The sequence below is a fragment of the Chryseobacterium lathyri genome (assembly GCF_003290185.1).
GTDB classification, from domain to species: Bacteria; Bacteroidota; Bacteroidia; order Flavobacteriales; family Weeksellaceae; genus Chryseobacterium; species Chryseobacterium lathyri.
This window is the reverse complement of record NZ_QNFY01000014.1, coordinates 40,857-64,853: the sequence shown is the minus strand read 5'-3', so window position 1 is coordinate 64,853 and position 23,997 is coordinate 40,857. Positions and strand designations below refer to the sequence as shown.

The window sequence follows — 23,997 nt, the reverse complement described above, 5'->3', positions numbered from 1 at the left end:
AATAAATTAGCTATAACCAAAATATTAGCTTCTCACTATACATTTCATTTTCCGAAAGAAAAAATTGGGTCAAATTAGTTAGTAAATTGTTAAAACTATGATCCATAATCTTTTTTCGATCTAGTAAACTTCCAGTAATTTTATCAGAATTGCGAACAAAACTAATCTCTTTAAGCTTCTTCAGTTTTTTATATTCGTTCATAAAATCAGGAAGTTTATTTTTAATCATAGTTCCATCCTCATAAATATCAACAAATCCTTCTTTGATTGTGCTTTCTACACAAACCTTTTCTAATTCTTCCAATCTAGTAAAATCATTTTTTGCTGATTTGTTATTGATAACGGCAATAGGAAAAATTGTATCTGCAACTGTATAGTTAATAGTAAACGGATTTTTAAGAGTTATTATCTCGAAAAGAATCGTATAATCTTTCAGATCTTTAATATTGAGATGACGAAGCTGGTTATAAAAAGCGTCAGTTGCTATAGTTCCGATGTAATGATTGAAATTATTTTTTGAACAGATATAATAATTATTTTTGTACTTGTACATTACACCTAAAGCCCCATCCCATTTATCTGCACTGTATATTGGTTTATAAAGCAGATTTAGTACTTCAGGATAAATTTCATGTCTCTCGAAAAATTTTTTAAATGGGCGAGCAATAATTCTCCCTGAATCATCCAGTATCAACCCTCTACAAGACAATGTCGTATAATTCCAATTTTTATGTAACTTACACTTTCTCGTGATATTATACAGCCATATTGGGAACACCGGATGTTTCACTTTATAAATATAACCTAATTTTATAAGTAGTTCTAACTCATTAATACAGAAAGAGTCTGCCTTAAGAAAATTTAATACTGATTGCTGCTTCCAATAAACTTTTTTTCTAGCTTCTCTTGCCGAGAAAAAGGCAATTGCCTCAATTTCTGATGAGTCGAAATCGTTTGAGATTTTATATTGATTATATTCTTTATCTGAAATCTCAACTACAAAATAAAAAATAATCTTTGATAAAATACCTTTTGAATCTACATAACTTATTAATGATCTTTTAGAAGGATCAATTTTGTCTTTGGGAATCAGAATGCCAGTTTCCTCGAACGTCTCTCTTATAGCAGTTTCAATAATGTTTCTATCACTAGGTTTATCAATAAGTCCTTTTGGTATAGACCAATTATTATCAGAAGCCATATGTCTTGGCTTTACTAACAGAACCTTACTATTTTTAATAATAAGCAGCCCAGCACTCTTAGTCATAATATTTATCTAAATATCTATTTTTCCATTTCCATATTCTATCATCAGGAGTGTTGCCATATTCAAAACTTTGATTGAAAAATTCGCTTATGGATGTATTTGTTTCCTCATACTGATTCCAGTGTCGATAAACCCATTTTATTGCTCCTCTATCGATTTGGTCTATATTTAATTCATTGACAAAACTTTCCTGCGTCCTTCCATTTTTTATGGCTTCCGTTATCAAAGTTGTCGAAAGTGGATTTTCTTTGTAACCATAATATTTCTTAAGCTTATTTATACTTTCAATCATTTGATATTCGGCATTTATAACACTCTGTAGCTCCTTATGAATTTCCTTGTACCATGGAAATTTAATTTTAATTCGTAATGAATTGTTATATTCCAAAACGACACCCTCCAAATTATTTATGTTTGCTTCTTCTATTTCATTGAGATTTTTGAAGTTTTTGAACTCAGCAGTTAAATCTTTCTTAGTTCTAAAACCTAATTCGGAAATGTTTTGTATACTCTTACCAGTCTCTTTATCAATTACCCCAATCAAGACTAAATCCTCTTCCTGTCCATAATTTACCACAAGGCTGGCTTCAGGGTAAATTACCTCAAAAATGTAAGAAAACTTACGGTTCAGTTTCAATGCTTCCTGAAGGTATTTCTTTTGTATTATCTCACTGGCTTTTATTGCTTTTAGGCTAGAAAATGATCTCTGAGTAGCTATATACGGAGTATTTTTAACCCAATATAGTACTCCCATCGTACCATCTAATTTTTCATAAATTTTAGGCGTAGAATCTGGTAATTTTACAATTCTATTTTCGCTTAATGAAATTAAATTATCTGTGATATGATTTCTGAATGTCCAAAATTTGTCAAATGCCCTTTCTATAATTTCTCCTTCACTATTTAAAATTAGTCCTCTGCACATAATAGAATACTCATTCCAGATACTTTTTGTTTTGGAGAGAGGATGTTTAAAATAACCATATATAAACAGATCTTCTGTAGGATGTTTTTCAATGGTAATATTTGAATCCTTAATAGATTCCCTTAGTTTAATTAAATTCAGTTTCATTACTTAATCTATTAATTATATAGGTTATGTAGATTTTGGACTCTGTGTCCAGCCCCATAAGTCCAAAAAACTTAAATAAAAAGCCTTCTAAAAATGCATATTTAGTGTTATCACTAAAACCAGAAAGTATTGCACTAGAAATAAAAATATTTTCTTTTTTATGTAAAAAATTATCCATACTTTCTGAAATAGCATCAATTTCTTCTAAAAAGGAATCTGAAGATATCCAATTATCCACTTTACTACTGAAGTTTTCGTTTAGTGAGTTTTCATTAACTAAATAAAGCCTCTCAAACTTTTGATACATTTCTGAAATAGTTGCATATGCATTCGAAATCAATTCCTGGTCTGACAATAGAAATAATTGCCATTTCTGCGATAAATATTTGTTGAAATCTAAAAAGTCTTTCTTGCTAAAATTTAATCTTATAAAACAGTTTAAGTATAGTTCAATACAATACGAAATTGCTATATTTTGATTCCAGGTTAAACTCTCATTGCTTTTTAATTCTAACACATATTCACACATTCTATTTAAGCCCAAATAGTAATCGTCCTGAAATAGATCATAAACCATAGAAATATCACTTATTTCTTTTACATGTGCATTAGAATTTAATTTGACTTCTATTTCGGGAAATATTTCTCGTTCAATTAATTCTCTATTTGCGTTTAAATAAAGAGTAAAAAAACCCTCAATATCTTTTTCCCAATAAAAGCTATTTAATCTGTGATTAACATTCCTAGTAATTGTAAAAAATTTAAAGAATATATTTTCAAGAAATGAATCAAGATCTAGGTCAGAATATTTAAATACTATAACTACCTCATCCGAATAGAATGAGCTTTTTGTATCTATACTATTTACCACCCCACCATATTTATTTAACTCGTCATTCATCCTTTGTTCAAAATCTACGGATGATAAATCATTATTAACAATCTGCTTTATGTAAGGATGTGAATATGGATATGAAAACAGAATAGGTAAAGTAGATAATGATATAAAGTCATTTGGTGTAAAGTAATTGTAAAGGTTAATTAATCCCTCATAAATTTTATATCTCAAATAGTCAGAGTCTTGACTTTTAATACCAGCAATATAATTAGAAGTAATCCACCGTAATTCATCTATTTCTCTTTTGTTGATAATGCTTTTGTGTTTTTCTGTGAAGAAAATAATAGAAGATTTTAAATTAACCAAAAACCGATTTTCGTCTCTAATAATGATCGAATGTGGAAACTGATTAAAAAGATATCCTTCTTTTGTATTTAAATTTTTTAAAATACCAATTTTGGGAATATAATTAATAATTATTTTAGTTCCTTCTATATCTTTACTTTCTCTTAAAATACGGAAGGAGTAATTTTCGCAAACGACCGTTAGTTTAAGAAAATATTTGCCCGGCATTAGCTCAAAACATTCATCAACTAATATATGTTTATATTCATTGAACTCTATTTTTAAAAATTCTTTTAGAATTTGAGCAACTTCATTATTTATTTTTCTCATTCTCTTTTTTTTCTTTATCTGTCTTCTGTTCTTTTTCAGGCGCCTGTCTATCAAATGCTTTTATAATCTTATCAAATATTTTGTGAATTAGTCTTTTCTTTTCAACAATAATCTCAGCCTGGCCCTCCATATTTTTTCCAAATGAAAGGTTTTTATCAGAATCGCTTTGAAGGCCTTTTGGTATTTCCACAATGACAAGATATTGCGATTCGTTGGGTATTAATGAGATATTCTTAACGGTTCCTGTCAACTTCCCAAATTCTTGGTAAGGAAATGCATTTAACTTTATAAAAACAGTTTGGCCAACTTTAACTTTACCTGCCCCTTCACTTGGCATTAATACTTGTCCAATAATTTTATTATTATTAGGTAAAACACTAAAAAGCATTGAACCCTGAGTAATAAACTGGTTAGATGATATAAAGTTAACATAATCAACTTGTCCGTCAACAGGTACTTTTATTAAATATTTTTTCTCCCAGTTATTGACACTAAGTGCCAATTGCTGAAAACTTTCTAACAGTTTTAACTCCACATTTGAAAGCTTAAGCTTCTTTTGAAGTAAAAACAAATTTAGATTTCCTTTAGCATCCGCAATGTTAAGTTGATTTCTAAGATTTTCAATATCTATATTTTTAAGATTCTCCTTTTCTTTCAAAAAATTAAGAGCTGAGTTTTCAAAATCTGTTACGATAGCCATTTTCTTTGATAATAAGATAGAATCATCTCTATATTTTTGAGATAAGATACTGATTTCCTTGGATTTGAATTTTTTTAAGTTACTTCTTTGGGCAATTAGTGAGTGGTATTGTTCAATTTGTTGTTTCAACATTTCTACCTGTAAATCATATTCATTACTGTTTCGATTATTATTCACTTCATGTAAAGCAGTAATAAATTTAAAATATGGTTCCTGAACTTCCCCTAAATTGTCTGCTTGAGCGAAATCAAAAGATTTAAGATTTAATTTGTATAATGAAGATTGGTATTTAACAAGAGAATCTTTAAGTCTTAAGATTTTGTCTTCTTCACCTAAGTTTTCTATAACACCAATAACACTACCTTTTTTAAATTGTTTCTGAGGGGTAAATTCTAAAATTTTTATCTTCCCATTACTTTCAGAAACAATGGTTATAGGTGGTTTTTCCGCTGTAACCTTTACATTTGCAAGAATCATTTCAGGCGATTGGATAAACCATCCGAGTAAGCCGCAAATTATCAATATTATAAGTAATGAAAGTGCCAAAATAGAATTGAACTTTCTAGGAAATTTGCTAATCACATCCCTGAATTCTTCTGAATGGTGAACTTCAACTTTTTTCATTAAATATTATTAAGAGTTAATTGGTTTGTAAAAATCCGGAAATAGTAAGCTTTATTTTTGATAAGTTCTTCATGCTTGCCCACCTCTACAATTTTTCCATCATGCATTACAATAATTTGATCTGCATTTTTAATTGTAGATAAACGATGAGCAACAATAATTGCTGTTTTTCCTTCATATTCTTCTACTAAGTTTTTTACCACTTTTGACTCATTTATAGAATCTAAAGCATTGGTTGCCTCGTCAAAAAATAAATACTCTGGATTTTTATAAAGGGCTCTAGCGATCATGACTCTTTGTTTTTGGCCTTGGCTCAATCCACGTCCATTTTCGCCCATCACAGTATTGAAACCTTTCGGTAGTTTTTCAATATCAAGCAAAATATTTGAATTGACTACAGCTTTATGAAATAAATTTTGATCAAACTCTTTTCCTAAAATAATATTATTTTTAATACTATCCTTAAATACATCTCCTTCTTGATTAACTACACCAATTTTATCTCTCCACAATTTTAAACTGATATTACTTACATTAGTTTCACCAACGAAAAATTCCCCAGAAGACTGAGTGTACAATCTCATTAACACCTTAAGAAGAGTCGATTTCCCACTTCCGCTTTCACCAACAATTGCTGTAACTTTACCTTCAGGAATAATAATTGATATATTGTTTAATACATGTGGTGAGCTATTGGAATATCTATATGATACATTTTTCAAAATTAATGATCTATTACTCGGAAATACAATATTATTTATGACGTCAATATCTTGTTCTTCCGGAACCTGGTTGACTTCGTTCATTCTCATAAAGCTGATGTATGCTATTTGATAAGATTTTATGAAATTTATTACTTCTGATAATGGTCCTCTAAGTTGTCCTAAAATATATTGGATAGCAATTAACATCCCTAGTGTTATTTCGCCCTGAATAACAAGATAAGCGGAAAAAAAGGTCAATGAAACATCTTTCAAGGTATTTATGAGGTTACTTCCTAAAAGTTCTGCTTGGTTGACGTTTAGTAATTTAATTGATACCTCATATAATTTTACCTGAAGTCTTTCCCATTTCCATCTTTTCCCTTTTTCATAATTATTATTTTTTATTTCATTTATATTAGTCAGGATCTCTATCCAATGACTATTGTTTTTTGCTTGAAGACTGAAATATTGAATATCCATTTTCTTCCTAACATTCCAAAACAAAAATGTCCACAACACATATAAAATTGAACCTATTAAAAAAATAAAAAAAATTGACGGGTTATAAACACATAGAATTATTCCGAAAACTATGATATTCAATGTTGCTAAAATTATTGAGAATGCAGAATTCATTATGAAATTTTGTAACCTTTCATAATCTAAAGATCTTTGTAGAATATCTCCTACTAATTTATTTTCGAAAAAATTAACCGGAAGTTTTAACAGCTTCGATATATAATTTGATAATAGTGAAACCTTGACTCTTGACGCAATATGTGCATTGATAGATTGTCGTATCCAATTCCCAATACTTGTACTTATTATCAATATCACATTAGCAACTAAAAGAATAAGAATAAAATTCATATCTTTTGATGAAATACCTATATCAACAATAGACTGAGTTATTATTGGAAATGCTATCTGTAAAAGCGTAATAACAACCATTGTTAAAATAAGCTGAATAGATTGCGCTCTATATGGACTGAGATGTGAAAGTAAATAACTGAGAATATAAACAAATGAAATAGATTGGCCCGAAGGCTTAATTTCATTAAAAACATCAGTAGGTTCTAGCGCTATAACAATGCCTCTGCGAAATTTTTTTTCCGAAGTTTTTTCTAACCACCCGTTTAAGAATTCCTTTCTTGTATAAGTTACTAATCCTATCGCTGGATCGGAGACATATACTTTATTTTCTTTAACTTTATAAACTACAATAAAATGTGAATCTCTCCAATGCGCAATACAAGGTAGAGGAATATCATTCTTTAATTTTAAAAAATCTGTTTTAACAGGCAATGCTTTTAAACCGATTGTCTCTGCTGATTCACACAGATCATATATTGATATTCCTTCTTTCGTAACACCAGAGATTTCTCTTAGCTCATCTAGGTTGAAAAACTTTCCAAAATGCTTAGAAACTATTTGTAAACACGCAGCACCACAATCTCGAGCTTCTAATTGTGAAAAATGAGGGAATTTACTAAACATATCTAATATTAGTATTTCGTATTAATTCGATAATATGTACTTTTTCTGAGTCTTTTAAAAAAAACATTGAAAGCACATAATCAAAAACTTGCAATCTAATATATTTTGGCATTTGGTTTTGTAGAAAATTAAAATCAATATTATATTGATTTTCAGTATTTTCAAATGAGAGTTTCCGTGTCTTTTTCAACCGCATTATAAATTCTTTTTCTTTTTTTGCTATTTCATCAATTGTTCGGGAGTGGTCATTATTGACAGTTTTATAGAAGTAATAAATAGCGATTTCTTCTAGGGTCAAACTAATATTTTTTATCAGATATTTGATAAACTTCAGTGACTCACTTTTATCATATCTAATACCTTTGATTATTGGTTGAATGGATATAAAGAATTTTTGGCATTTCGAAAAATTACTTCCAAATTTTATCTGGTGGTTAAACGAAAAATTATAAGGGAAAAATACTTTTTTACCTACTAACAATCCTCTTAATTTATCCCCCAATATCTTTATATCATTAGAATATTTACTATCTACAATAAGATAAAATCCTCTATCTTCAATATTATTTGTATCAATAAAAAATGTATAGTAAGCTAGGTTATCGAGTGGGACATTTTGCAATAACTCATCACATTCGATTTCCGGTATGTAAAAAACCAGAGTACTTAGGTCACCCAAATTATCAATCAGATAATCATTATTATATTCATGTATAGCCGGAATATCTAATATATTTCTTAAATTTTCAAGTCCAAACAATTGCTCCTTTTTATTTCTTGATTGTTTAATTATCTTATTTATTTTTATAGCATATTCCAGATGATATTGATGTAAATATCTTGACTTATGTTTCGAAGTTAAAAAATTATATTTGCCGTCCTTTAACAATATAAAATCAATAATAAAGTTTATACAATTAGCAATACCCAAATACTCCTCCAGTAAAGGAAGATTATTTTTAAGTGAATCTATACACTCATTAATTTTAAAAATTCTATTACTAATTTTGTAACGAATTACATCTTTGTTATCCGGATAATCTTTGCAAATATATTGCTTAACGATTTGCAGTATTTTTATTTCGTCTTTTAGAATAAAGCCAGTTTCAAAAATTTCTTTATATATACCCTTGTTAAAATCTTTTGCTAGGATGTTAAAAATATCGTGTGCTGGAATTTTTATTACACTATATAGTTGATTTTGAAATTGAATGCTTGTTTTGGATACATATGAAAATTTCTCATCTACTACTAGGAGATCAATGTCAGTATGGTTATCCGTAGAAAATGAAGCACTCCCAAACAACATTACGCCACTACAGTGTGGGTAAAGTTCGTTGAGAAATTTATTAATTTTATCTAATATATCTTTTTTTTTCATCAATTTGTTACTTTTGCGCAATGAAAAGTTTTGCAAATTTAATTCTTATACTAATACCAACAATATTTTATTCTCAAAATCATCAAGATTCTTTATCAATTGATGATGTTATTGGCTTAGTTATTAAGAATAGTGAAAGGATAAAAAATATTGAATCTAATTATCAAATTAGAAACATTGATTTTGAAAATTATAAGAAATCGTTCCTTCCTCAAGTGACCTTAACAGCGAATTTACCTTACCAGAGATCAATTCAAGAAGTCCTTCAATTTAATGGTAGTACATCTTTAGTTGAAAGAAACTTCTTAAATCCTACCATTAATTTTACAACAAAACAAGTGGTACCTTTCACTGGCGGGGAAATTTCCTTAACTAACTCTATTTCTATGAATAATGATCTACAAAATAAGATCACAAATTATTCTAGTAACTGGGTTAGTTTGACCTATTCACAAACTATTAATGGCTTTAATCCGTACAGGTGGAACAAAAAAAAATACTTTTACAGCAGAAAATTGGACGATATAAATTATAGGAAGGAGATTGCAATGCTAAAGACGGAAGCTGTACAACTATTTTTTGATGCTTATGTTTTACAAAAAAAAATTGAATTGACAAAAAATAATCTTGTCAAGACAGAATCATTATTAAGGCAAATCGAAGAGAAAAAAAAGCTAGGAAGAGCATTAGGAATAGATGTTAATCAAATCGAAATTACTATTAATCAACTTACTCAGAAAGTTAAAAGTGATTCATTTGAATTAACAATGCAAATTTCTAAACTGAAAAATCTGCTAAACATCGAGACTCAGAAAGAATTAAATTTTAAAACAATAAATGATTTTGAATTAGTAATTCCAAAAGAAAAATTAATTAATTCTTTTTTGGAAAATAACTATGAAAATGAAGCCCAGCTTAAGCTACTGCTCGCAGACGAGAAAATTGATAAAACAAAAAAAGATGGCGCTGTAAATTTTTATATACAATTAGGGATAGGTTTAAATAGTTCTGCTGCTGAGTTTGAAAACCTTTATAATAAACCTATACAAAAACAAGCTCTAACGGTGGGAGCGTATATACCATTATTGAATTGGGGTATTCTCAACAATAAAAAGAAAATGGCTGAATTAGAGAAAGACATTTTAAAAAGAGAACTTAAAGAAACTAAGTTTAACGCAACTCAGCAAGCTGAAAACTTATATTACTATATAGAAAACCTAAATGATCAAATTAGGCTAGCAAAGCAGGAATATGGTTTACAAATTGAAACTAATGAATTGTTATTAAATCTATTAGCTTATGATAAACGAACGATTTATGACTATAAAAACCAATTATTTGAGTACGAAAAGAGTTTTCTGAATTATAATGAACTTTTGATAAATAAATATGTTTTAAAGATGAAGTTCAATGAAATTTTTTTGGAATAAATTTGGATATTATCTTTTTTTTTATAAATTCGCAAAAACATAAATGATTAAATGAAATGCTTTTATTTTTATAATTTTATTATCCCCTCTTATGGCCTTGCAAGGCATTACAACTATCTTTTTTCTATAAAAGCTTGTATTTGATATAAATACTTTATTGTATTTTACAATCATATAAATAACAAACAATGACACAAAGAAAGAAATTAAATTTGAAAGAATTAGAATTGCAACTTCCAGCAATTGAAACCAACGAAACAAAAATAATATTAGGTGGTAATGATTATGAAGATGGAATTTTTCACTTAATTAATGAGGATGGAGATACTATCGTTTATATAGTTGATTCTGGTGATAGTGCTCCTGTGGGTGGAAATAATGTGGGTGGAAATAACGCCAATGACGACGATAATGCAGGTGGTGATGATAATTATGTGGATCAAGGTGACCTTGATCATTACTATGATTATGATGGTGATGGTGATGGAATCGAAGATAATGCTGGAGATGGTGATAATAATATTGGAGAAAATCACAATATTCTAGATGGTTTAGACTTAAGTGAATTTAGTAACTTGGTTATTGATACTGGGAATCCTGCTTTTGATGAACAGGTTAAAGAATTAATTACCAGTAACAATGAGTTAGCCGACTTACTTGAAGATCTACTTGCAAATAGCAACCATCAAATTAAATTTGAAATAGCAGATTTAGGGAACGATCCTGTCAAATATACACTAGCAGACACTACTCACGATCCCGATAACCCTAATGGCTCATATATCATTACCTTTAACAGCAATTCTTTTGATGGAAATGGAAACTACATAATAGATGGAACAGGTTTAGCAACTGATGGCACAAACCTAGATAATTTATCACCTACTGAGGAACTTGTTGCAACCATTGCTCATGAATTACTACATGTTAAATATGAGGAAATGGTACGGAACGCATATGACCAAGGTGTAGCTAATGGGGAACAACTCGGACAAATTGCTAATGATCTGCAAGCTTTATATGGTGATGACTTTAGAGATGCCTATTTATATTTTGATGGCAACGAATGGCAGTGGCGTGATCTTACCGATGATGCTCAAAATGCTCTTCATAATCAATATTTACATGAATATATGCACGAACATGATTACGAATTTATTCAACATGTAATACAAGAATATAGAAATGATTTTCCATAAAAATGAAATATGTTACAAAGTAAGATTAAATGTTTAATATGTTCTTTTATATTTTCTGTCTTTATTTGCTGCTCTTTTCAGAGCCAAAAAAGGACAGAATTGAATTTATCAAATAGAAATCTAGATTCAATTCCAAATCTTTCAAAAAATTATAACATAATTAATCTTGACTTATCTGGTAATAATATAAACTTTTGGGACGAAAAAAAATTACCTCCTAATTTAAGAGTCTTGAATCTTTCGAACAACAAGATTAAGGGAGAGGTCAAAATTTCATCAAAGACCTTACCTAATTTGGTTTCTATAAATTTAGCATATAATAAAATTGAAAAATTCTATTCATATTCTTATAGCCTAGATACAATTAGAATAAACAATAATGAAATTACAAATTTATTAATATTTAATACTAATAAAAGTATATCTACTAAAAAGATAGATTATCTTGACATATCTTATAACAAAAAATTATCAAATGCTCTTAATTTTTCACCTTCTAATATAAAATATATCAAGCATGATGGGATTTTAAATGATAAAGAACTATATTATAAACTAATTCGTATCAGAAAGTAATATATTAGAATACAAAAGTAGAATAATATTGACTCTATAAATCTTTCACACAAAATTGTAAAATACTGTAAATCATAAGTACCAAAATTAAAATAACAAAAATGACAAAATGACACAAAGAAAGAAATTAAATTTAAAAGAATTAGAATTGCAACTTCCAGCAATTGAAACCAACGAGACAAAAATTATACTAGGTGGTAATGATTATGAAGATGGAATTTTCCATTTAATTAATGAAGACGGAGATACTATAGTATATATAGTTGAAAATTCTGATGGTGGCCCTATAGGAGGTGGAAATAATGTAGGTGGAAATGACGCAAATGGCGATGATAATAATGTGGATCAAGGTGATCTTGATCATTACTATGACTATGATTACGATGACGGAGGAGGTGATAATGCTGGAGATTGGGATGCTGATGATGGTGGAGCTGTAGGAGAGTTTCATGATGGAAGTTACTATATTTCGGATTTCAATAATCTTCCAGATACTGAAACACAAATCAATCAAAATGCTTGTGTTCAAACAGTTATGGAATACCTACATGAGTTTTTTACTGGTGTCGATGATCAAGGACCTTGGGAAACTTCAGTTATTGATTGGTATCAAGATCAATTTGGAACTAACCCTCTTTTAACTGGTATGTCTAGTGATAATATTCAAGCAACTTTAGACCATTTTTTCAATATAGATGTTTATACCACTCCAATTCTTGAAGACCAAATTAAAAATTCATTAGTTGAAGGACATCCATTTTTTGCCAGTATTGGCGTCGATGGTAACGATAATGGTTTTGACATAAATGACCCTGGTGATTGGGCACATGCTATTTGCATTGTCGGCTGGAACCCAGAACATAATTCATTTATATATTATGACCCAGCTGATGGTTCATACAAAGATACTTACACTTCACCAATTACTTATCTGGGTGGATATTCTATTAGTGGTTTAAAATAATTATTTGTATTGATGAAAGCTATTACACTTTTCTTTTCACTTTGTTTTTCCTTTTATTCATCGCAAAAATTTTATAAAATTTATGATTTTTATTTAAATGCAGAAGATTCCATCTTAATAAGAGAGAATAATTCTATATATATTTCTAATGATAAGGAAGGACAAACAATAAATCTATATAATTCGAATAAGAAAAAAATAGGTTTTTATAAAGGTATGGAAAAAGCAAATAGGCTCAATAGAATTATTGATAGTTTACAAAATAATATCAGATGCAAAAATATATCATTTATCAATCCTTCTTTTTCTTCAAAGATTGTATTAGAGGACATGTATATATTTTGTGAAAAGGATAATTCATACATTGACTTAGATGGAAATACTGTGAACTCTATAAATCATATTTTTTTAAAAAAATTTGGTTCATTAAAGGAATACAAAAAAATACAATCTTGTAATCCAGTGATTAATAATATTGTTCAAAATGATGGAAATACTGCTTATTTCATTGATTCAGTACAAGTAAAAAGCTCTGAAAGCTATTTCTTTGACACTAGTAAAATTATCTCAACTAAAATAATTAAAGACCCCATTAATATAAATGGGGTTCAATTTTCGAGTAGTGTTTATCTTACAAGTGATAAGTCTATAGAATTTGTTAATTTAAAATCCTTGAATGAAAATAAATTATCAAATGATATTTATACAGTTAATGACAAACTCATAGTTTGCCCAAATGAAACTAATATAGATAAAAATTCAATTTTGAATATTGAATCTAAGAAGTTATATGAATATAGTAACACTTGTATCGTAAATTTGATTAGTATAAGGACTAAAAGGCCTTTAAATGAAAAGAATAAGAATATCATAATAAAATAGTTTTATACACCTCTTCAAATGATTACTTTTTATAACCTTTTAGCTATTTTATTTTCGGTTATTAGTTTTTTTTGGGTATTCTTATCAATCTATAAGCAGTTTCGCCCTAACGCAATAGGTAGAAATAAGGATCCTTTTGCATTAGTTCCAATTTGGACTTTATTTTCTCCTAGACCAATGAAGAATTGTTGTCTTTTAGGCTACAGAGAAAAATTACCCGACAATTCTACATCCGAAATAATTATTGTCAATAATTTTACACCGCAATGGTACCTTTCTCTATGGTATGGACAAAGAAGGGATGTAAAGTTTATTATAGGAATTAGAAAGCAATTGATCCTACATAGAAAAACTAAAAATTTATTCATTAGGTCTGCCACATTTAAATTAATTAACAACTATCTTCTTCATTATGACAATCCAAACAAAATAAATGATAGACAATTACTTTACATTATAAAAGGAGGATATTTTTTAGGCAAAAAAGATAAATTATTATTTGTAACACCAATTAAAAGAAATTAGAGTAATGATTTATTTTTACTATTGCATTAGCATAATATCAGTTGGAATCTTTTTTGACACTATCCACTCTCTTTATTATTATAAACAATATTATTCAAAAACTGGAATCTTTAATTTACAATTGATGTTCAATAGAAAAGATAAAGGGTTCTTCATAAAAACAGTTTCTTTTTTAACTCCATTAATGGAGGATAAGCCTTTTTATTATATTCTAGTTGTAAGATTAGTATTATCAGCATTTTTGATAATATCTCCTAGCATTTTTTGTCCGATTATTTTTATAATATTCATTATCCAGTTGCTTTTTAATATTAGAAATAAGCTATCTCTTTCCGGTGCTGACCAAATGAGAACAATATTACTTTTTGGACTTTCAGTTATGTCCCTAAAATCCTCCTCCTTTTTCACTATTGGAATTTTGTTTATTATTTCACAATTATATATTTCTTATTTCTTTACAGGGTATAATAAATTGAAATCTGTATTATGGAGAAGAGGCAGCGCACTTATTTGGGTGTTAAATAGTTCCCTATTTGGCAATGACATCATTCAAAAAAAGCTTATTAGAATGGGAAAGAATATCAATAGAATATTATGCTGGGGGATTATTTTGTTTCAATTGCTTTTTCCAATATTTGCAAGCAATAGTGTCACTGTATTGTATATCTTGGCTGTTGGATTTTTATTTCATCTGTCCTTAGCAATTATCTCAAATCTTAACGATTTTTTCTGGACATATACCTCAACATATCCACTGGTTTATTATTTTGCAACAGAATTTAAGTTTTATGATTCTTTTTCTTACTAAATATTTATTTTACTCTATTTTGAGTTTATGGATAATTTTGACACTAATATTTCAGAACAAGTATTTACGGTCAATTGTGTTAAAATACTTTAAAAATGATTTCAATGTAATACCAGTTTGGACACTTTTTGCTCCAAATCCTATTTCTAACGATTATTATATTGTCTATAGAGACTACTATTCTGACAATACGATCTCCGATTTAAAAGTGTTTCAAAATAACTTCACTGTAATCCTACATGAGAGATTTGAGAAAGCAACATTAACTATGATATTTAATATTCTTAGAGGTAATAAAAAAAATTTAAATATCAATGATGAACAATTTTTATCTGAAAAACCCGAGTACAGAAAATTGAAATATATTCTCAAGAAACACAATCTTTCTAAAGGAGTATCAAGAAGACAGTTTTTGATTATAGATATGAATAAATCTAGAAAAACAGGGATCTTTAAACCCATAATTATTTCAAATATAAAATATTAATCATGCAGGAAGCCTTAGCTTTAAGCTTAATATTTATTTGCTTATATTTAGTTCTAGATTCTATTGAGATTATTATCAACAGGCACTTATACGGATTTGACAGCCCAATTTCTACCAATAGTTTCTCACTTAGAAAAATTTACAGGAAAAAGAAGGTAATAAATATTCTATATAACAAGAAAATACTAATATTAATTACAGTTTCTCGAATTGTAATTTGCTTTTTACTTATCATTAATCTTTTCATTAAAAATAAATTATATTCTGGTGAAAGTTTACTATTATTTCTTTTAATAGTTTTTGAATTATATCTACGATTACGTTGTCAAAATAGGCTTTCTTCCTCAGAACATATAATTCTATTTAACTTGTTTTGCTTTACTGGTTATTTTTTATTTCATGATCAAACAGTCTTTCATTTTATATCACTATTCTCGATTATTTCTTATACCTCCAACGGCATTCAAAAGGTATCATCCGTAAAATGGCGTAGTGGAATTGGATTGAAAAAAATATTAAAAACTAATATCTATGGTAGTGATGTATTAGTTAATATGTTTGGAGAAAATAAGTTTGTATATTTTATATTATCGTGGTTCATAATAATATTTCAGCTTACATTTAGTCTATATCTCATTAATACTCAATTTTGCACTGTATATCTTTCATGCGGAATATTATTCCATTTATTTCTCGCAATTTTCATGAAGCTAAGGGACTTTTTTCTTGCTTTTTTATCAAGTTATCCTTTACTTTTATTCACATTCTCTGAAATTCATAATATTTCCTTTAAACTAATCTTTTTTAATTTTTTTTAAATCTTCAATATATGTATATGCTATCTCAGTTATCAAATCTTCTAACGGAGGCTCCTGATTATTTATAAGTATTGAGATAACCAGATTATACTTAGGATACACTCTGAGAATAGCCCTTGAACCATTTTCTAACCCATTGTGACCTAAAAAAGAATTACCATACATATCTTTAGTAGATATAATTCCTAGTCCATAACCAGTTTTACTTCCTGAAAACAAAACTTGTTGCTTAGTCATAATTTGCAATGGTCTAATATTATTAAAAACTAGGTTAGGCTGAAAAAAAAGATTTCCTAAATGTATTAGATCTTCCGAAGTAGATAGATGGCATCCCTGAGCGTACTTTAATTTACAATCCATATACGGAGCCTGTTGGATAAGCCCATTTTTTTTTAGGTAAAAATTTGTAATATCAGGGCTGAATAAGCCTGTATCAGGAATAGTATTAGTCATATTTAATTTATTAAGGATATACTCTTCCTGACATTCAACTATCGTCTTGTGGCATTTTTTCTCAATTATTAAGCCCAATACTTTATAACCATAATTACTATACGAAAACTGGACTCCTGGTTTACTATCCAAGTCATCATCTTTCAAGCTTTGATATAAATCATCTTCGCTATATGTATTATAACTATCCCATCTTTCTTTACTAGGGTTTCTCTTTAACCCTGAAAGGTGACCTGCAAGCTGTCTTAGTGAAAAATTATATTTGTCATGTGGAAGATTGTCCAAATAAAAATGAATTGAATTGTCTATATTTAGGGAGTCTAATTCATTTAACTTCATTAATGTAAGGGCAGTAATAATCTTTGTGACACTTGCTATTCTAAATTTTGTTGAAGACGGATTTACTTTAATTTTCTTCTCTAAATCTGCAAAGCCTACACCTTCCGATAAAATAAATTTCCCACTATATGAAATAGAAATAGCCATTCCTGGAATATCGTTCTGTTTGCAAAACAGTTCAATTTTTTTCTTACTTATTGCAGTTGCCTTGTCAAGATAATTTTGTGCAACTGCATTTAAGGGACACAACAAAATGAGATTAAACAAAAATAGAAACTTTTTCATAAATTATGTTTTTTCTTAAAATAAAATTAATCAAGTTATACATTACACATCCATACTAATGATATCGGTATTAATTTTAAATACATTTCATTAAGATACAAATTTCATGATTAATTTATAAAATTTTACATTTGCAACTGATAGTTTTTTATAACCTCACATTTAAAAGTTGGGGAACTTTTGTGGGGTTATTTTTTAAAATAATTTTTAACACTTGTAAAAAGTTGGCGTTCAAAAAATATAAATAGTATATATAACAGAAACAAAATATTCCCATCAATAATATTCCCATTCAATAAATAATAAGAAATATATGACATTGCTATTCCTAAGCAGATATATGTAATACAAGTCTTTATCTCATATGGTATCGGATAATACTTTTGGCCTAAAAAGTAAGAAATTGTCATCATTATTAAGTATGAGGCAAATGTAGCCCAAGTACTAGCCCAGTAACCATATGAGGGAATAAAAAAGTAATTAATACTTATGGTTACTATTGCCCCAATAATTGAAATATATGCACCAAATCTAGTTTTGTCAGAAAGTTTATACCAAATAGAAAGATTTAAGTATATACCTAAAAATACAGCTGCAATCAAAACAATTGGAACAATAGGTAACCCAACATAAAAAGAGGAGTTTCGTATATACTGTTCTGAAATCCAGTTGAGGTTAACACATAATCCTAAAAATATCACACAGTTCACAATAATAAACCATGTCATTAGCTTGGAGTATGTTTGAGCAGAGTTCTCATTTTTTGCATGTGAAAAGAAAAAGGGTTCTACGCCAAGTAGATACGCCTGTCTAAATAAAGTAATAAATGTTACTAACTTACATACGGTACCATAAATTGCCATTTGAATTACATTCTCTCCACTAGGCAAGAGGTATTTTAGAAACTGTCTATCCATTGTTTCATTAACAACCCCAGATAAACCAGCAAGCATTATAGGCCAGGAATAGGATAACATTTCTTTCCATAAATTAAAATCAAACTCTTTTATATTTATCTTTTTAAACTCACCAAATAATAGGGTTAAAGAAAATATACTGGCTATTAGGTTAGCTATAAAAACATAACCAATTCCGAACTTTTGGTCATAGTGAAATCCAAATAGCCCATTAGAAAATTTCGGAAACAAAACAATAAAGAAAATAACAAATAAAAAATTCATAACTGCATTCACAGTTTTGACTAATGTATATTTTTTTGATCTTCCTTCTTTTCTAAGAATTACAAAAGGCATGGCACATATTCCATCTACACCTAATATAATTAGCATTATTACTAAAAAACTAACCTGATCCGGTGTTTTAAATGCTATTGCTAATGATTGCCTAAAAAATAAAGAAATAATAATGAAAAATAACGAAGCTCCAATAACACTTAAGGAAGCTGTCGATATTAGCTTTCTAGAACTAATATCTTTTTGAGCAAAACGAAAAAAAGAGGTTTCCATTCCGTGTGTTAGCAAAACAATTATGATACCCGCCACAGAATAAAAATCTACAAATGGAGCTATTGCACTAGGGCCAAACCTTTGAGATATAAATGGAGATATAATAAATGGGAATAGCTTGACTAAAACTGTACTAAAACCATAAGTTGCGGTTTGATAAAATAATTTTTTAAACAATTTTTCTTCCTGTTTTTAATAAAAAAACCTATTTAATTTACTGGACTTTCAATGAAATATTTTTACTAAAATAAAAAAATATTAATGGCCAGTTGAAATTTACTTAGACTAAATGTTTCTAAGATTGATAATATTTGATTATATGCATTCATTTAAAAGTTCATTCAAGCCATATTGATCAAATAATAGTTTTCCTATTTCAAGTTTAGACCAGCCTTCTTTTAACTTATAAGTAAATGACAGTTCATTATTTTCTAAAAAACATTCTAAATAAAGTAATAAGGCATTCTCATTTTCAGTTAAATGGCCTTCGATAAGGTTTAAATGCGTAGAAAAAATAAAGAGAGAGTTTTTAAATTTTGATAAGCCATTTATTGTATTTACAGTAATCTGAGCAGCATCATTTATATTTGTGCCACTAAAAATCTCATCAAATACAACAAAACAGTTTTTAGATTTTAATTCTAATAAAACATTCTTTACATTTATAATTTCCTGAGCAAAATGACTATAACCTTCTTTGAGGTTATCGTTAACAGAAAAATACAGGAAAATACTGTCATAAAAAGGAATATTACAGTATTTGACCGGAACGGCAATTCCCAAGTGAGCAAGTAGAACAATAATACTAATCGACTTCATTGTAGTAGATTTTCCGGACATATTGGCTCCTGTAAAAACAACAATAGTTTTACCTTTTACATCTACTGTATTTTTAACAGCATTGGCAAGATCTAAATGGTAGAAATTTTCAATTGTAAAAATATTTTCAGAATTGAATTGTGGAAATACCAAATTATTCAACTTAATTCCTTTCGCAATACTAGAATATACATCAAACATGTAAAAAAAATCCCAGAATAAATCAAAATTGCCCTTATCAATTTCGGGTGCAATTTTGACTAAAATATTCTTTCTTTGCTTAAAATCAAGTTTTTTATTATAAAACTCATTGATGGGCAGCGAGTTGATGAACACAATCATTTTTTCTATCTCATAAGAATACTCTAGACAAGTTTCTTTCATTTGGAAATTTCTCAATAATAATCCGAAGTGATAAAAGAAGTCTATTAACAAAGAAATATTAGTATTTATCTCTTTAAAATACTCACGGTATTTAATACTTGTGAAATAATTGTATTGGCTGACATCAATTTCATCCAAAAATTTTTGAATTGCAGAAACTCTATTTTCTTTGATTTCATAGCTATTAATAATTTGAAAATTATCCAGAAATAGTTTTAGTTTTTGTTGGACATATAGGGTCTGCTTTTTGTTAAATGATTTTTGATTGAAAAATGATATTAAATATTGCTTGGATTTTCTTGTCTGAGTGAAGTTAAAATGGGTTATTATTTCAGCAATGTTTTCCATGATTCATCTATGTTATATTTGTAAAACTATGTAATTAATTAAATCTAAAGCATGTTTAAAAAAATCCTAAATTATTAGGGGTATTATTTTTTGTATTTTTTCTTTCAACCAGACAGCTAAACAGAGCCGAGAATATCAGAATAATAAACAGAATTGTTTCGTTTTTTTAATCGGATTCAAGTGTTTTAATAAAATCTTCGATCAACCTATAAATTTTTTTATCGTAAACCTTGACCGCATTTTCATATGTCTGATCTTCTGTAAGCTGAAGAAGTTTTTCTTTATCATATTGTATTAAATATTCAATAAATGCTCCTGCAATCGGATACATAATACTTTCTTCAGCTCTTCTGTTATTCTGCCATATTTCTTTAATATTGGCAGGATCTTTTCGATATGCCTCTTTTGCCGCTTCCAGCCTGTTATTTCCCTGCTGGTCAAAGTAAACTCCTATGCCTTCATTGATAAATATTACCTTCTTCTGTTCCGGGTTTTTCCAAAAGCTGATATTATGAGCAATTTCATGTCCAGGAGACTGGTTGAGCCTGTTATGAGAAATACAGAATTGGGCAAACGTAAAGCCCAAGTTTGTTTTCAGATAAGAGTTATAGCTTTCCTCCGTGTCCCATACAAAGAAATCTATTTTTTTGGGAAGTACCGAATTGAAGAAATTATTAATCTTTTCAAAAGCCTTTTGTCTTGAAACAATAATATTTTGCATTTTTTCTGCCGAAACTGACTGTTGAAAATGAAAAATAATATTTTGCGTTTCTTTTATTTTCCAGTCATCATATATCTGATCCAGACCTGTAACTAGTCCAAATTTCAACAGCTCATTTTTCAATACTTCATTTTTAGAGTCCTTAATCAACTGGTCATATATTCTTTTTGCCTCTTTTGTATTTCCTAAACCATAATTAGTTTTAAGGGATTCTATTAAGAATTTTTCATCACTGCTGCTCATCTTTGCCAATAATGTACTCGCTTCCGGATAATCACATTTTGAATTGTAGATTTTTAGAAGCATCAATTGGGTGTTAAAATCCTCTGGTGAGGATATAAGAATTTTCTGAGCAAGTTTAATGGCATTGTCATATTCCTTTTTACTGTAAAGATCTTTAAGATTGGCTTCCTGTGACAATCCAAGAGTAAAATACACTAAAAATAAAATAATGTTGATTTTTTTCATTTTTCATTTAGTTTTACTGCTAAGCTAATAAAAAAGAAACTAAAAAAATTTCGTAGTATAAAAATTTTCAGGAATGAATAAGTATCACAAAATTTTAAGTAATTCTGCAAACAGAAAAATACAAACGTTTGAATGTACAATATAATCATAATATATAAAGGCAAATTTAAGTCTATCAAGTCATATTTGCCCCTGTATCTTATTGCATTTTAACATGTAGCTACTAGAGATATTTTTGATTTTATAAAATTTCGTGTTAAATTAGTTACTAGATTATATTAAAACAATATACGATAGAATTTCCATTTTATGAAATTACCTACTGATTTAGGAGATGAATATGTAAACAAAGTCCTTTCCAATCTTTCTCTGGAAAATCTTCCAGGTGAAAAATGGAAGGAGATTGAAGGTTTTGAAAATTATGCTATTTCTAATTATGGACGTATAAAAAGCCTGGAACGTTGGGCAATAAACCCGGCGGGAGTAAAGCGGAAAATTCGGGATAGTATTAAGAAGCCAAATGTCTTTAGATATTTTAATAAACATTTAAAGACTCATTTTTATAATGTGAGGAGTGTTTTATCTATTGAAGGGAAAAAGTATGGAAAATCAGTAGCCCGTTTAGTGTATTATCATTTTGTTAAAAAATTTGATATGGATGATCTTTCATTTCGTATATCTTTTAAAGATAATAATCAGTTTAATGTATATTTTAGAAATCTGGAGAAGTTAACTATAAGTAAGCTGCATCGGAAATCAATGAATACAGGTAGAGGAAAAAGAGGAAATTATAAACAGGCAGTCAGCCAATACACAGTTGATGGTGATTTTGTTGCCAGCTATGCAAATATTTACGCAGCAAGTGAAGCTTTAAGAATTCGTCCTACTTATATTCTACCTGTCATCAATAAAAAAAGGACTACAGCCGGAAAATTTCGATGGTTTGTAAAAGATTACGTCCCCTCTAAAGAAGATTTTATACCGGGAAGAAAAAGAAAACCGGAAAAAATCTTCAATGCAACTCTTTGGAAAAAGCTTGGGCAGCCACCTATTAATCCGAGTAATCCACCCGCCTGTATGAATTTATTCCTAAAAGATCTTTCCGGTGAAAGGTGGAAACCAGTTCCCAACCTAGAGCGGCATTTTGCCATTTCCAATAAAGGAAGAATAAAGCGGTTAAATACCTGGACAGAGAACAGAAATAAAACATTTTGGGGAGAGCATATCACGTCACTCTCTGTACTCAAATCCAATAGTAATTATCTCTATGCTCAACTAAGTTGTAATGGAAGAAAATATTGTTTACCAATTACCCGATTACTTTATTATTGTTTTGTAGAAGAATTTGATCTTAAAGATAAAAATCTGGTAATTGTAAACAGTAGTATTCCTCAATGGGATATAGATATTTCGAACCTTACTTTGAAACCTTTTAATGAGATCCTTAAGGAAAGAAATAAAGAGTATGCTACTAAAGTGAGAACAGTACTTAATTCAAAAAAAGCATTCAATGACTCTCTTTGGGAAAAGTTAGGTAAACCCCGGATTAATAAGAAGAATCCACCAGCTATTTTCAATTTATCTCTAAGTGATTTACCGGATGAACAATGGAAAGCAGTACCAGGTTTTGATGGTAAATATACTATTTCCAATAAAGGGAGGGTAAAACGATTGAGTGGATGGGGAGTAGGTACTCATTTTTATGGAGAAGATCAGATTCTTTCCCTCAACCTAACGAGTGATAAGTCTTCTTATCTTTATTTTAAGGTTCATAAGAAGGAAGATAAAGCTCAAAAAATGCTTCTACGCATACTTTATTATTGTTTTATTGAAGAATTCGATCTGAATAACAGAACACTTCGGGTGGTCAATGAAAATGAACCTCTATGGAATATAGATCTTTCAAAGTTATCATTACGCTCTATGGCAGATGCATTTAATAAAAAGAATATTAAAATAGAAACTCGAGCATTCAAAAAATCACTAAACAATAGGATATAGAACATCGAGCAGAAGTCACACAATTTTAAATACCACCCATTTCTAATCTTGCATAAAACTTTGATATATATTCATTAAAATACAAAATAAGTTATTATCTTTGATTTGTAAAATGAATCAAAAACCTACATTTTCAAAGTGAGTAATTCGGTGAGTAGCTAGGGACTCAGCTTTAAAAAATGTTGATAAATAAAGAGGTTTAAAGAGACGGTTCGAATCCCTCCAAGAAGAGCCCAAAAATCCTTATCAAGCAATAATAAATTATA

Annotated in this window: 19 protein-coding genes; 9 read left to right on the top strand and 10 right to left on the bottom strand. The window is 28.7% G+C overall.

What is annotated here, in order from left to right; translation table 11 throughout:
- Positions 1 to 10: 10 nt before the first annotated feature.
- From DRF61_RS18450 to DRF61_RS18425, 6 genes are read right to left on the bottom strand one after another with little or no spacing between them, the layout of a single operon-like run.
- The gene (locus DRF61_RS18450; RefSeq protein WP_111959782.1) at positions 11 to 1,267 is read right to left on the bottom strand and encodes an NUDIX domain-containing protein; all 1,257 of its coding nucleotides are present in this window, start codon (positions 1,265 to 1,267) and stop codon (positions 11 to 13) included.
- On the bottom strand, positions 1,260 to 2,339 hold the full coding sequence (locus tag DRF61_RS18445; RefSeq protein ID WP_111959780.1) for a hypothetical protein: 1,080 nt from the start codon (positions 2,337 to 2,339) through the stop codon (positions 1,260 to 1,262). Before DRF61_RS18445 ends, DRF61_RS18450 begins: the two co-directional genes overlap by 8 nt.
- Positions 2,320 to 3,852: a hypothetical protein gene (locus DRF61_RS18440; RefSeq protein ID WP_146897225.1), complete on the bottom strand. Its 1,533-nt coding sequence runs from the start codon at positions 3,850 to 3,852 to the stop codon at positions 2,320 to 2,322. Before DRF61_RS18440 ends, DRF61_RS18445 begins: the two co-directional genes overlap by 20 nt.
- A complete protein-coding gene (locus tag DRF61_RS18435; protein ID WP_111959776.1) occupies positions 3,836 to 5,176 on the bottom strand; it encodes a putative HlyD family type I secretion protein in 1,341 nt (446 codons plus the stop codon). Before DRF61_RS18435 ends, DRF61_RS18440 begins: the two co-directional genes overlap by 17 nt.
- The gene (locus DRF61_RS18430) at positions 5,176 to 7,377 is read right to left on the bottom strand and encodes a peptidase domain-containing ABC transporter (protein ID WP_111959774.1); all 2,202 of its coding nucleotides are present in this window, start codon (positions 7,375 to 7,377) and stop codon (positions 5,176 to 5,178) included. Before DRF61_RS18430 ends, DRF61_RS18435 begins: the two co-directional genes overlap by 1 nt.
- Positions 7,370 to 8,758 carry a hypothetical protein gene (locus tag DRF61_RS18425; protein ID WP_111959772.1) on the bottom strand — a complete coding sequence of 463 codons (1,389 nt, stop codon included), beginning with the start codon at positions 8,756 to 8,758 and terminating at the stop codon, positions 7,370 to 7,372. The genes DRF61_RS18430 and DRF61_RS18425 overlap by 8 nt, the downstream gene beginning before the upstream one ends.
- 20 nt (positions 8,759 to 8,778) lie before the next feature.
- On the opposite strand from DRF61_RS18425, the gene DRF61_RS18420 reads away from it, so the two are divergent.
- From DRF61_RS18420 to DRF61_RS18385, 8 genes are all read left to right on the top strand, one after another.
- Positions 8,779 to 10,188 (top strand): TolC family protein, encoded by a 1,410-nt coding sequence (locus DRF61_RS18420; protein ID WP_111959770.1) that lies wholly within the window; start codon positions 8,779 to 8,781, stop codon positions 10,186 to 10,188.
- A 188-nt stretch (positions 10,189 to 10,376) separates the two neighbouring features.
- Complete coding sequence (locus DRF61_RS18415; protein ID WP_111959768.1) at positions 10,377 to 11,387, top strand: hypothetical protein; 1,011 nt, start codon at positions 10,377 to 10,379, stop codon at positions 11,385 to 11,387.
- 99 nt (positions 11,388 to 11,486) lie between these two features.
- Positions 11,487 to 11,963 carry a leucine-rich repeat domain-containing protein gene (locus DRF61_RS18410; RefSeq protein WP_157963404.1) on the top strand — a complete coding sequence of 159 codons (477 nt, stop codon included), beginning with the start codon at positions 11,487 to 11,489 and terminating at the stop codon, positions 11,961 to 11,963.
- A 109-nt stretch (positions 11,964 to 12,072) separates the two neighbouring features.
- Positions 12,073 to 12,927: a hypothetical protein gene (locus tag DRF61_RS18405; RefSeq protein ID WP_111959764.1), complete on the top strand. Its 855-nt coding sequence runs from the start codon at positions 12,073 to 12,075 to the stop codon at positions 12,925 to 12,927.
- Positions 12,928 to 12,939: 12 nt separating this feature from the next.
- Positions 12,940 to 13,809 (top strand): hypothetical protein, encoded by an 870-nt coding sequence (locus tag DRF61_RS18400; RefSeq protein WP_111959762.1) that lies wholly within the window; start codon positions 12,940 to 12,942, stop codon positions 13,807 to 13,809.
- Between the two features lie 18 nt (positions 13,810 to 13,827).
- The gene (locus DRF61_RS18395; protein WP_111959759.1) at positions 13,828 to 14,334 is read left to right on the top strand and encodes a hypothetical protein; all 507 of its coding nucleotides are present in this window, start codon (positions 13,828 to 13,830) and stop codon (positions 14,332 to 14,334) included.
- A 124-nt stretch (positions 14,335 to 14,458) separates the two neighbouring features.
- Entirely contained in the window at positions 14,459 to 15,142 is a 684-nt protein-coding gene (locus tag DRF61_RS18390; protein WP_146897228.1) for a hypothetical protein, read from the top strand.
- A 76-nt stretch (positions 15,143 to 15,218) separates the two neighbouring features.
- A complete protein-coding gene (locus tag DRF61_RS18385) occupies positions 15,219 to 15,629 on the top strand; it encodes a hypothetical protein (protein ID WP_146897231.1) in 411 nt (136 codons plus the stop codon).
- 794 nt (positions 15,630 to 16,423) lie between these two features.
- Here the strand turns inward: DRF61_RS18385 and DRF61_RS18375 are convergent.
- The 4 genes from DRF61_RS18375 to DRF61_RS18360 all read right to left on the bottom strand — a co-directional run bounded on the left by DRF61_RS18375 (position 16,424) and on the right by DRF61_RS18360 (position 21,730).
- Positions 16,424 to 17,524, bottom strand: coding sequence for a serine hydrolase domain-containing protein (locus DRF61_RS18375; RefSeq protein ID WP_111959751.1), 1,101 nt, complete (start codon positions 17,522 to 17,524; stop codon positions 16,424 to 16,426).
- A gap of 188 nt (positions 17,525 to 17,712) precedes the next feature.
- On the bottom strand, positions 17,713 to 19,167 hold the full coding sequence (locus tag DRF61_RS18370; RefSeq protein ID WP_111959749.1) for a lipopolysaccharide biosynthesis protein: 1,455 nt from the start codon (positions 19,165 to 19,167) through the stop codon (positions 17,713 to 17,715).
- A 138-nt stretch (positions 19,168 to 19,305) separates the two neighbouring features.
- Positions 19,306 to 20,541 carry a MutS-related protein gene (locus tag DRF61_RS18365; RefSeq protein ID WP_111959747.1) on the bottom strand — a complete coding sequence of 412 codons (1,236 nt, stop codon included), beginning with the start codon at positions 20,539 to 20,541 and terminating at the stop codon, positions 19,306 to 19,308.
- 166 nt (positions 20,542 to 20,707) lie between these two features.
- Complete coding sequence (locus DRF61_RS18360; RefSeq protein WP_111959745.1) at positions 20,708 to 21,730, bottom strand: tetratricopeptide repeat protein; 1,023 nt, start codon at positions 21,728 to 21,730, stop codon at positions 20,708 to 20,710.
- A gap of 309 nt (positions 21,731 to 22,039) precedes the next feature.
- Between DRF61_RS18360 and DRF61_RS18355 the strand changes: the two genes are divergently transcribed.
- Positions 22,040 to 23,731: an NUMOD4 domain-containing protein gene (locus DRF61_RS18355; RefSeq protein ID WP_111959743.1), complete on the top strand. Its 1,692-nt coding sequence runs from the start codon at positions 22,040 to 22,042 to the stop codon at positions 23,729 to 23,731.
- Positions 23,732 to 23,997 lie beyond the last annotated feature (266 nt).

What these genes read in the sequence shown, in the direction of transcription:
- DRF61_RS18440 (WP_146897225.1), bottom strand. Translation starts at nt 3,852, where the DNA reads ATGAGAAAAATAAATAATGAAGTTGCTCAAATTCTAAAAGAATTTTTA.
- DRF61_RS18365 (WP_111959747.1), bottom strand. Translation starts at nt 20,541, where the DNA reads ATGGAAAACATTGCTGAAATAATAACCCATTTTAACTTCACTCAGACA.
- DRF61_RS18395 (WP_111959759.1), top strand. Translation starts at nt 13,828, where the DNA reads ATGATTACTTTTTATAACCTTTTAGCTATTTTATTTTCGGTTATTAGT.
- DRF61_RS18390 (WP_146897228.1), top strand. Translation starts at nt 14,459, where the DNA reads ATGTTCAATAGAAAAGATAAAGGGTTCTTCATAAAAACAGTTTCTTTT.
- DRF61_RS18415 (WP_111959768.1), top strand. Translation starts at nt 10,377, where the DNA reads ATGACACAAAGAAAGAAATTAAATTTGAAAGAATTAGAATTGCAACTT.
- DRF61_RS18400 (WP_111959762.1), top strand. Translation starts at nt 12,940, where the DNA reads ATGAAAGCTATTACACTTTTCTTTTCACTTTGTTTTTCCTTTTATTCA.
- DRF61_RS18450 (WP_111959782.1), bottom strand. Translation starts at nt 1,267, where the DNA reads ATGACTAAGAGTGCTGGGCTGCTTATTATTAAAAATAGTAAGGTTCTG.
- DRF61_RS18355 (WP_111959743.1), top strand. Translation starts at nt 22,040, where the DNA reads ATGAAATTACCTACTGATTTAGGAGATGAATATGTAAACAAAGTCCTT.
- DRF61_RS18375 (WP_111959751.1), bottom strand. Translation starts at nt 17,524, where the DNA reads ATGAAAAAGTTTCTATTTTTGTTTAATCTCATTTTGTTGTGTCCCTTA.
- DRF61_RS18360 (WP_111959745.1), bottom strand. Translation starts at nt 21,730, where the DNA reads ATGAAAAAAATCAACATTATTTTATTTTTAGTGTATTTTACTCTTGGA.
- DRF61_RS18425 (WP_111959772.1), bottom strand. Translation starts at nt 8,758, where the DNA reads ATGAAAAAAAAAGATATATTAGATAAAATTAATAAATTTCTCAACGAA.
- DRF61_RS18405 (WP_111959764.1), top strand. Translation starts at nt 12,073, where the DNA reads ATGACACAAAGAAAGAAATTAAATTTAAAAGAATTAGAATTGCAACTT.
- DRF61_RS18420 (WP_111959770.1), top strand. Translation starts at nt 8,779, where the DNA reads ATGAAAAGTTTTGCAAATTTAATTCTTATACTAATACCAACAATATTT.
- DRF61_RS18430 (WP_111959774.1), bottom strand. Translation starts at nt 7,377, where the DNA reads ATGTTTAGTAAATTCCCTCATTTTTCACAATTAGAAGCTCGAGATTGT.
- DRF61_RS18435 (WP_111959776.1), bottom strand. Translation starts at nt 5,176, where the DNA reads ATGAAAAAAGTTGAAGTTCACCATTCAGAAGAATTCAGGGATGTGATT.
- DRF61_RS18445 (WP_111959780.1), bottom strand. Translation starts at nt 2,339, where the DNA reads ATGAAACTGAATTTAATTAAACTAAGGGAATCTATTAAGGATTCAAAT.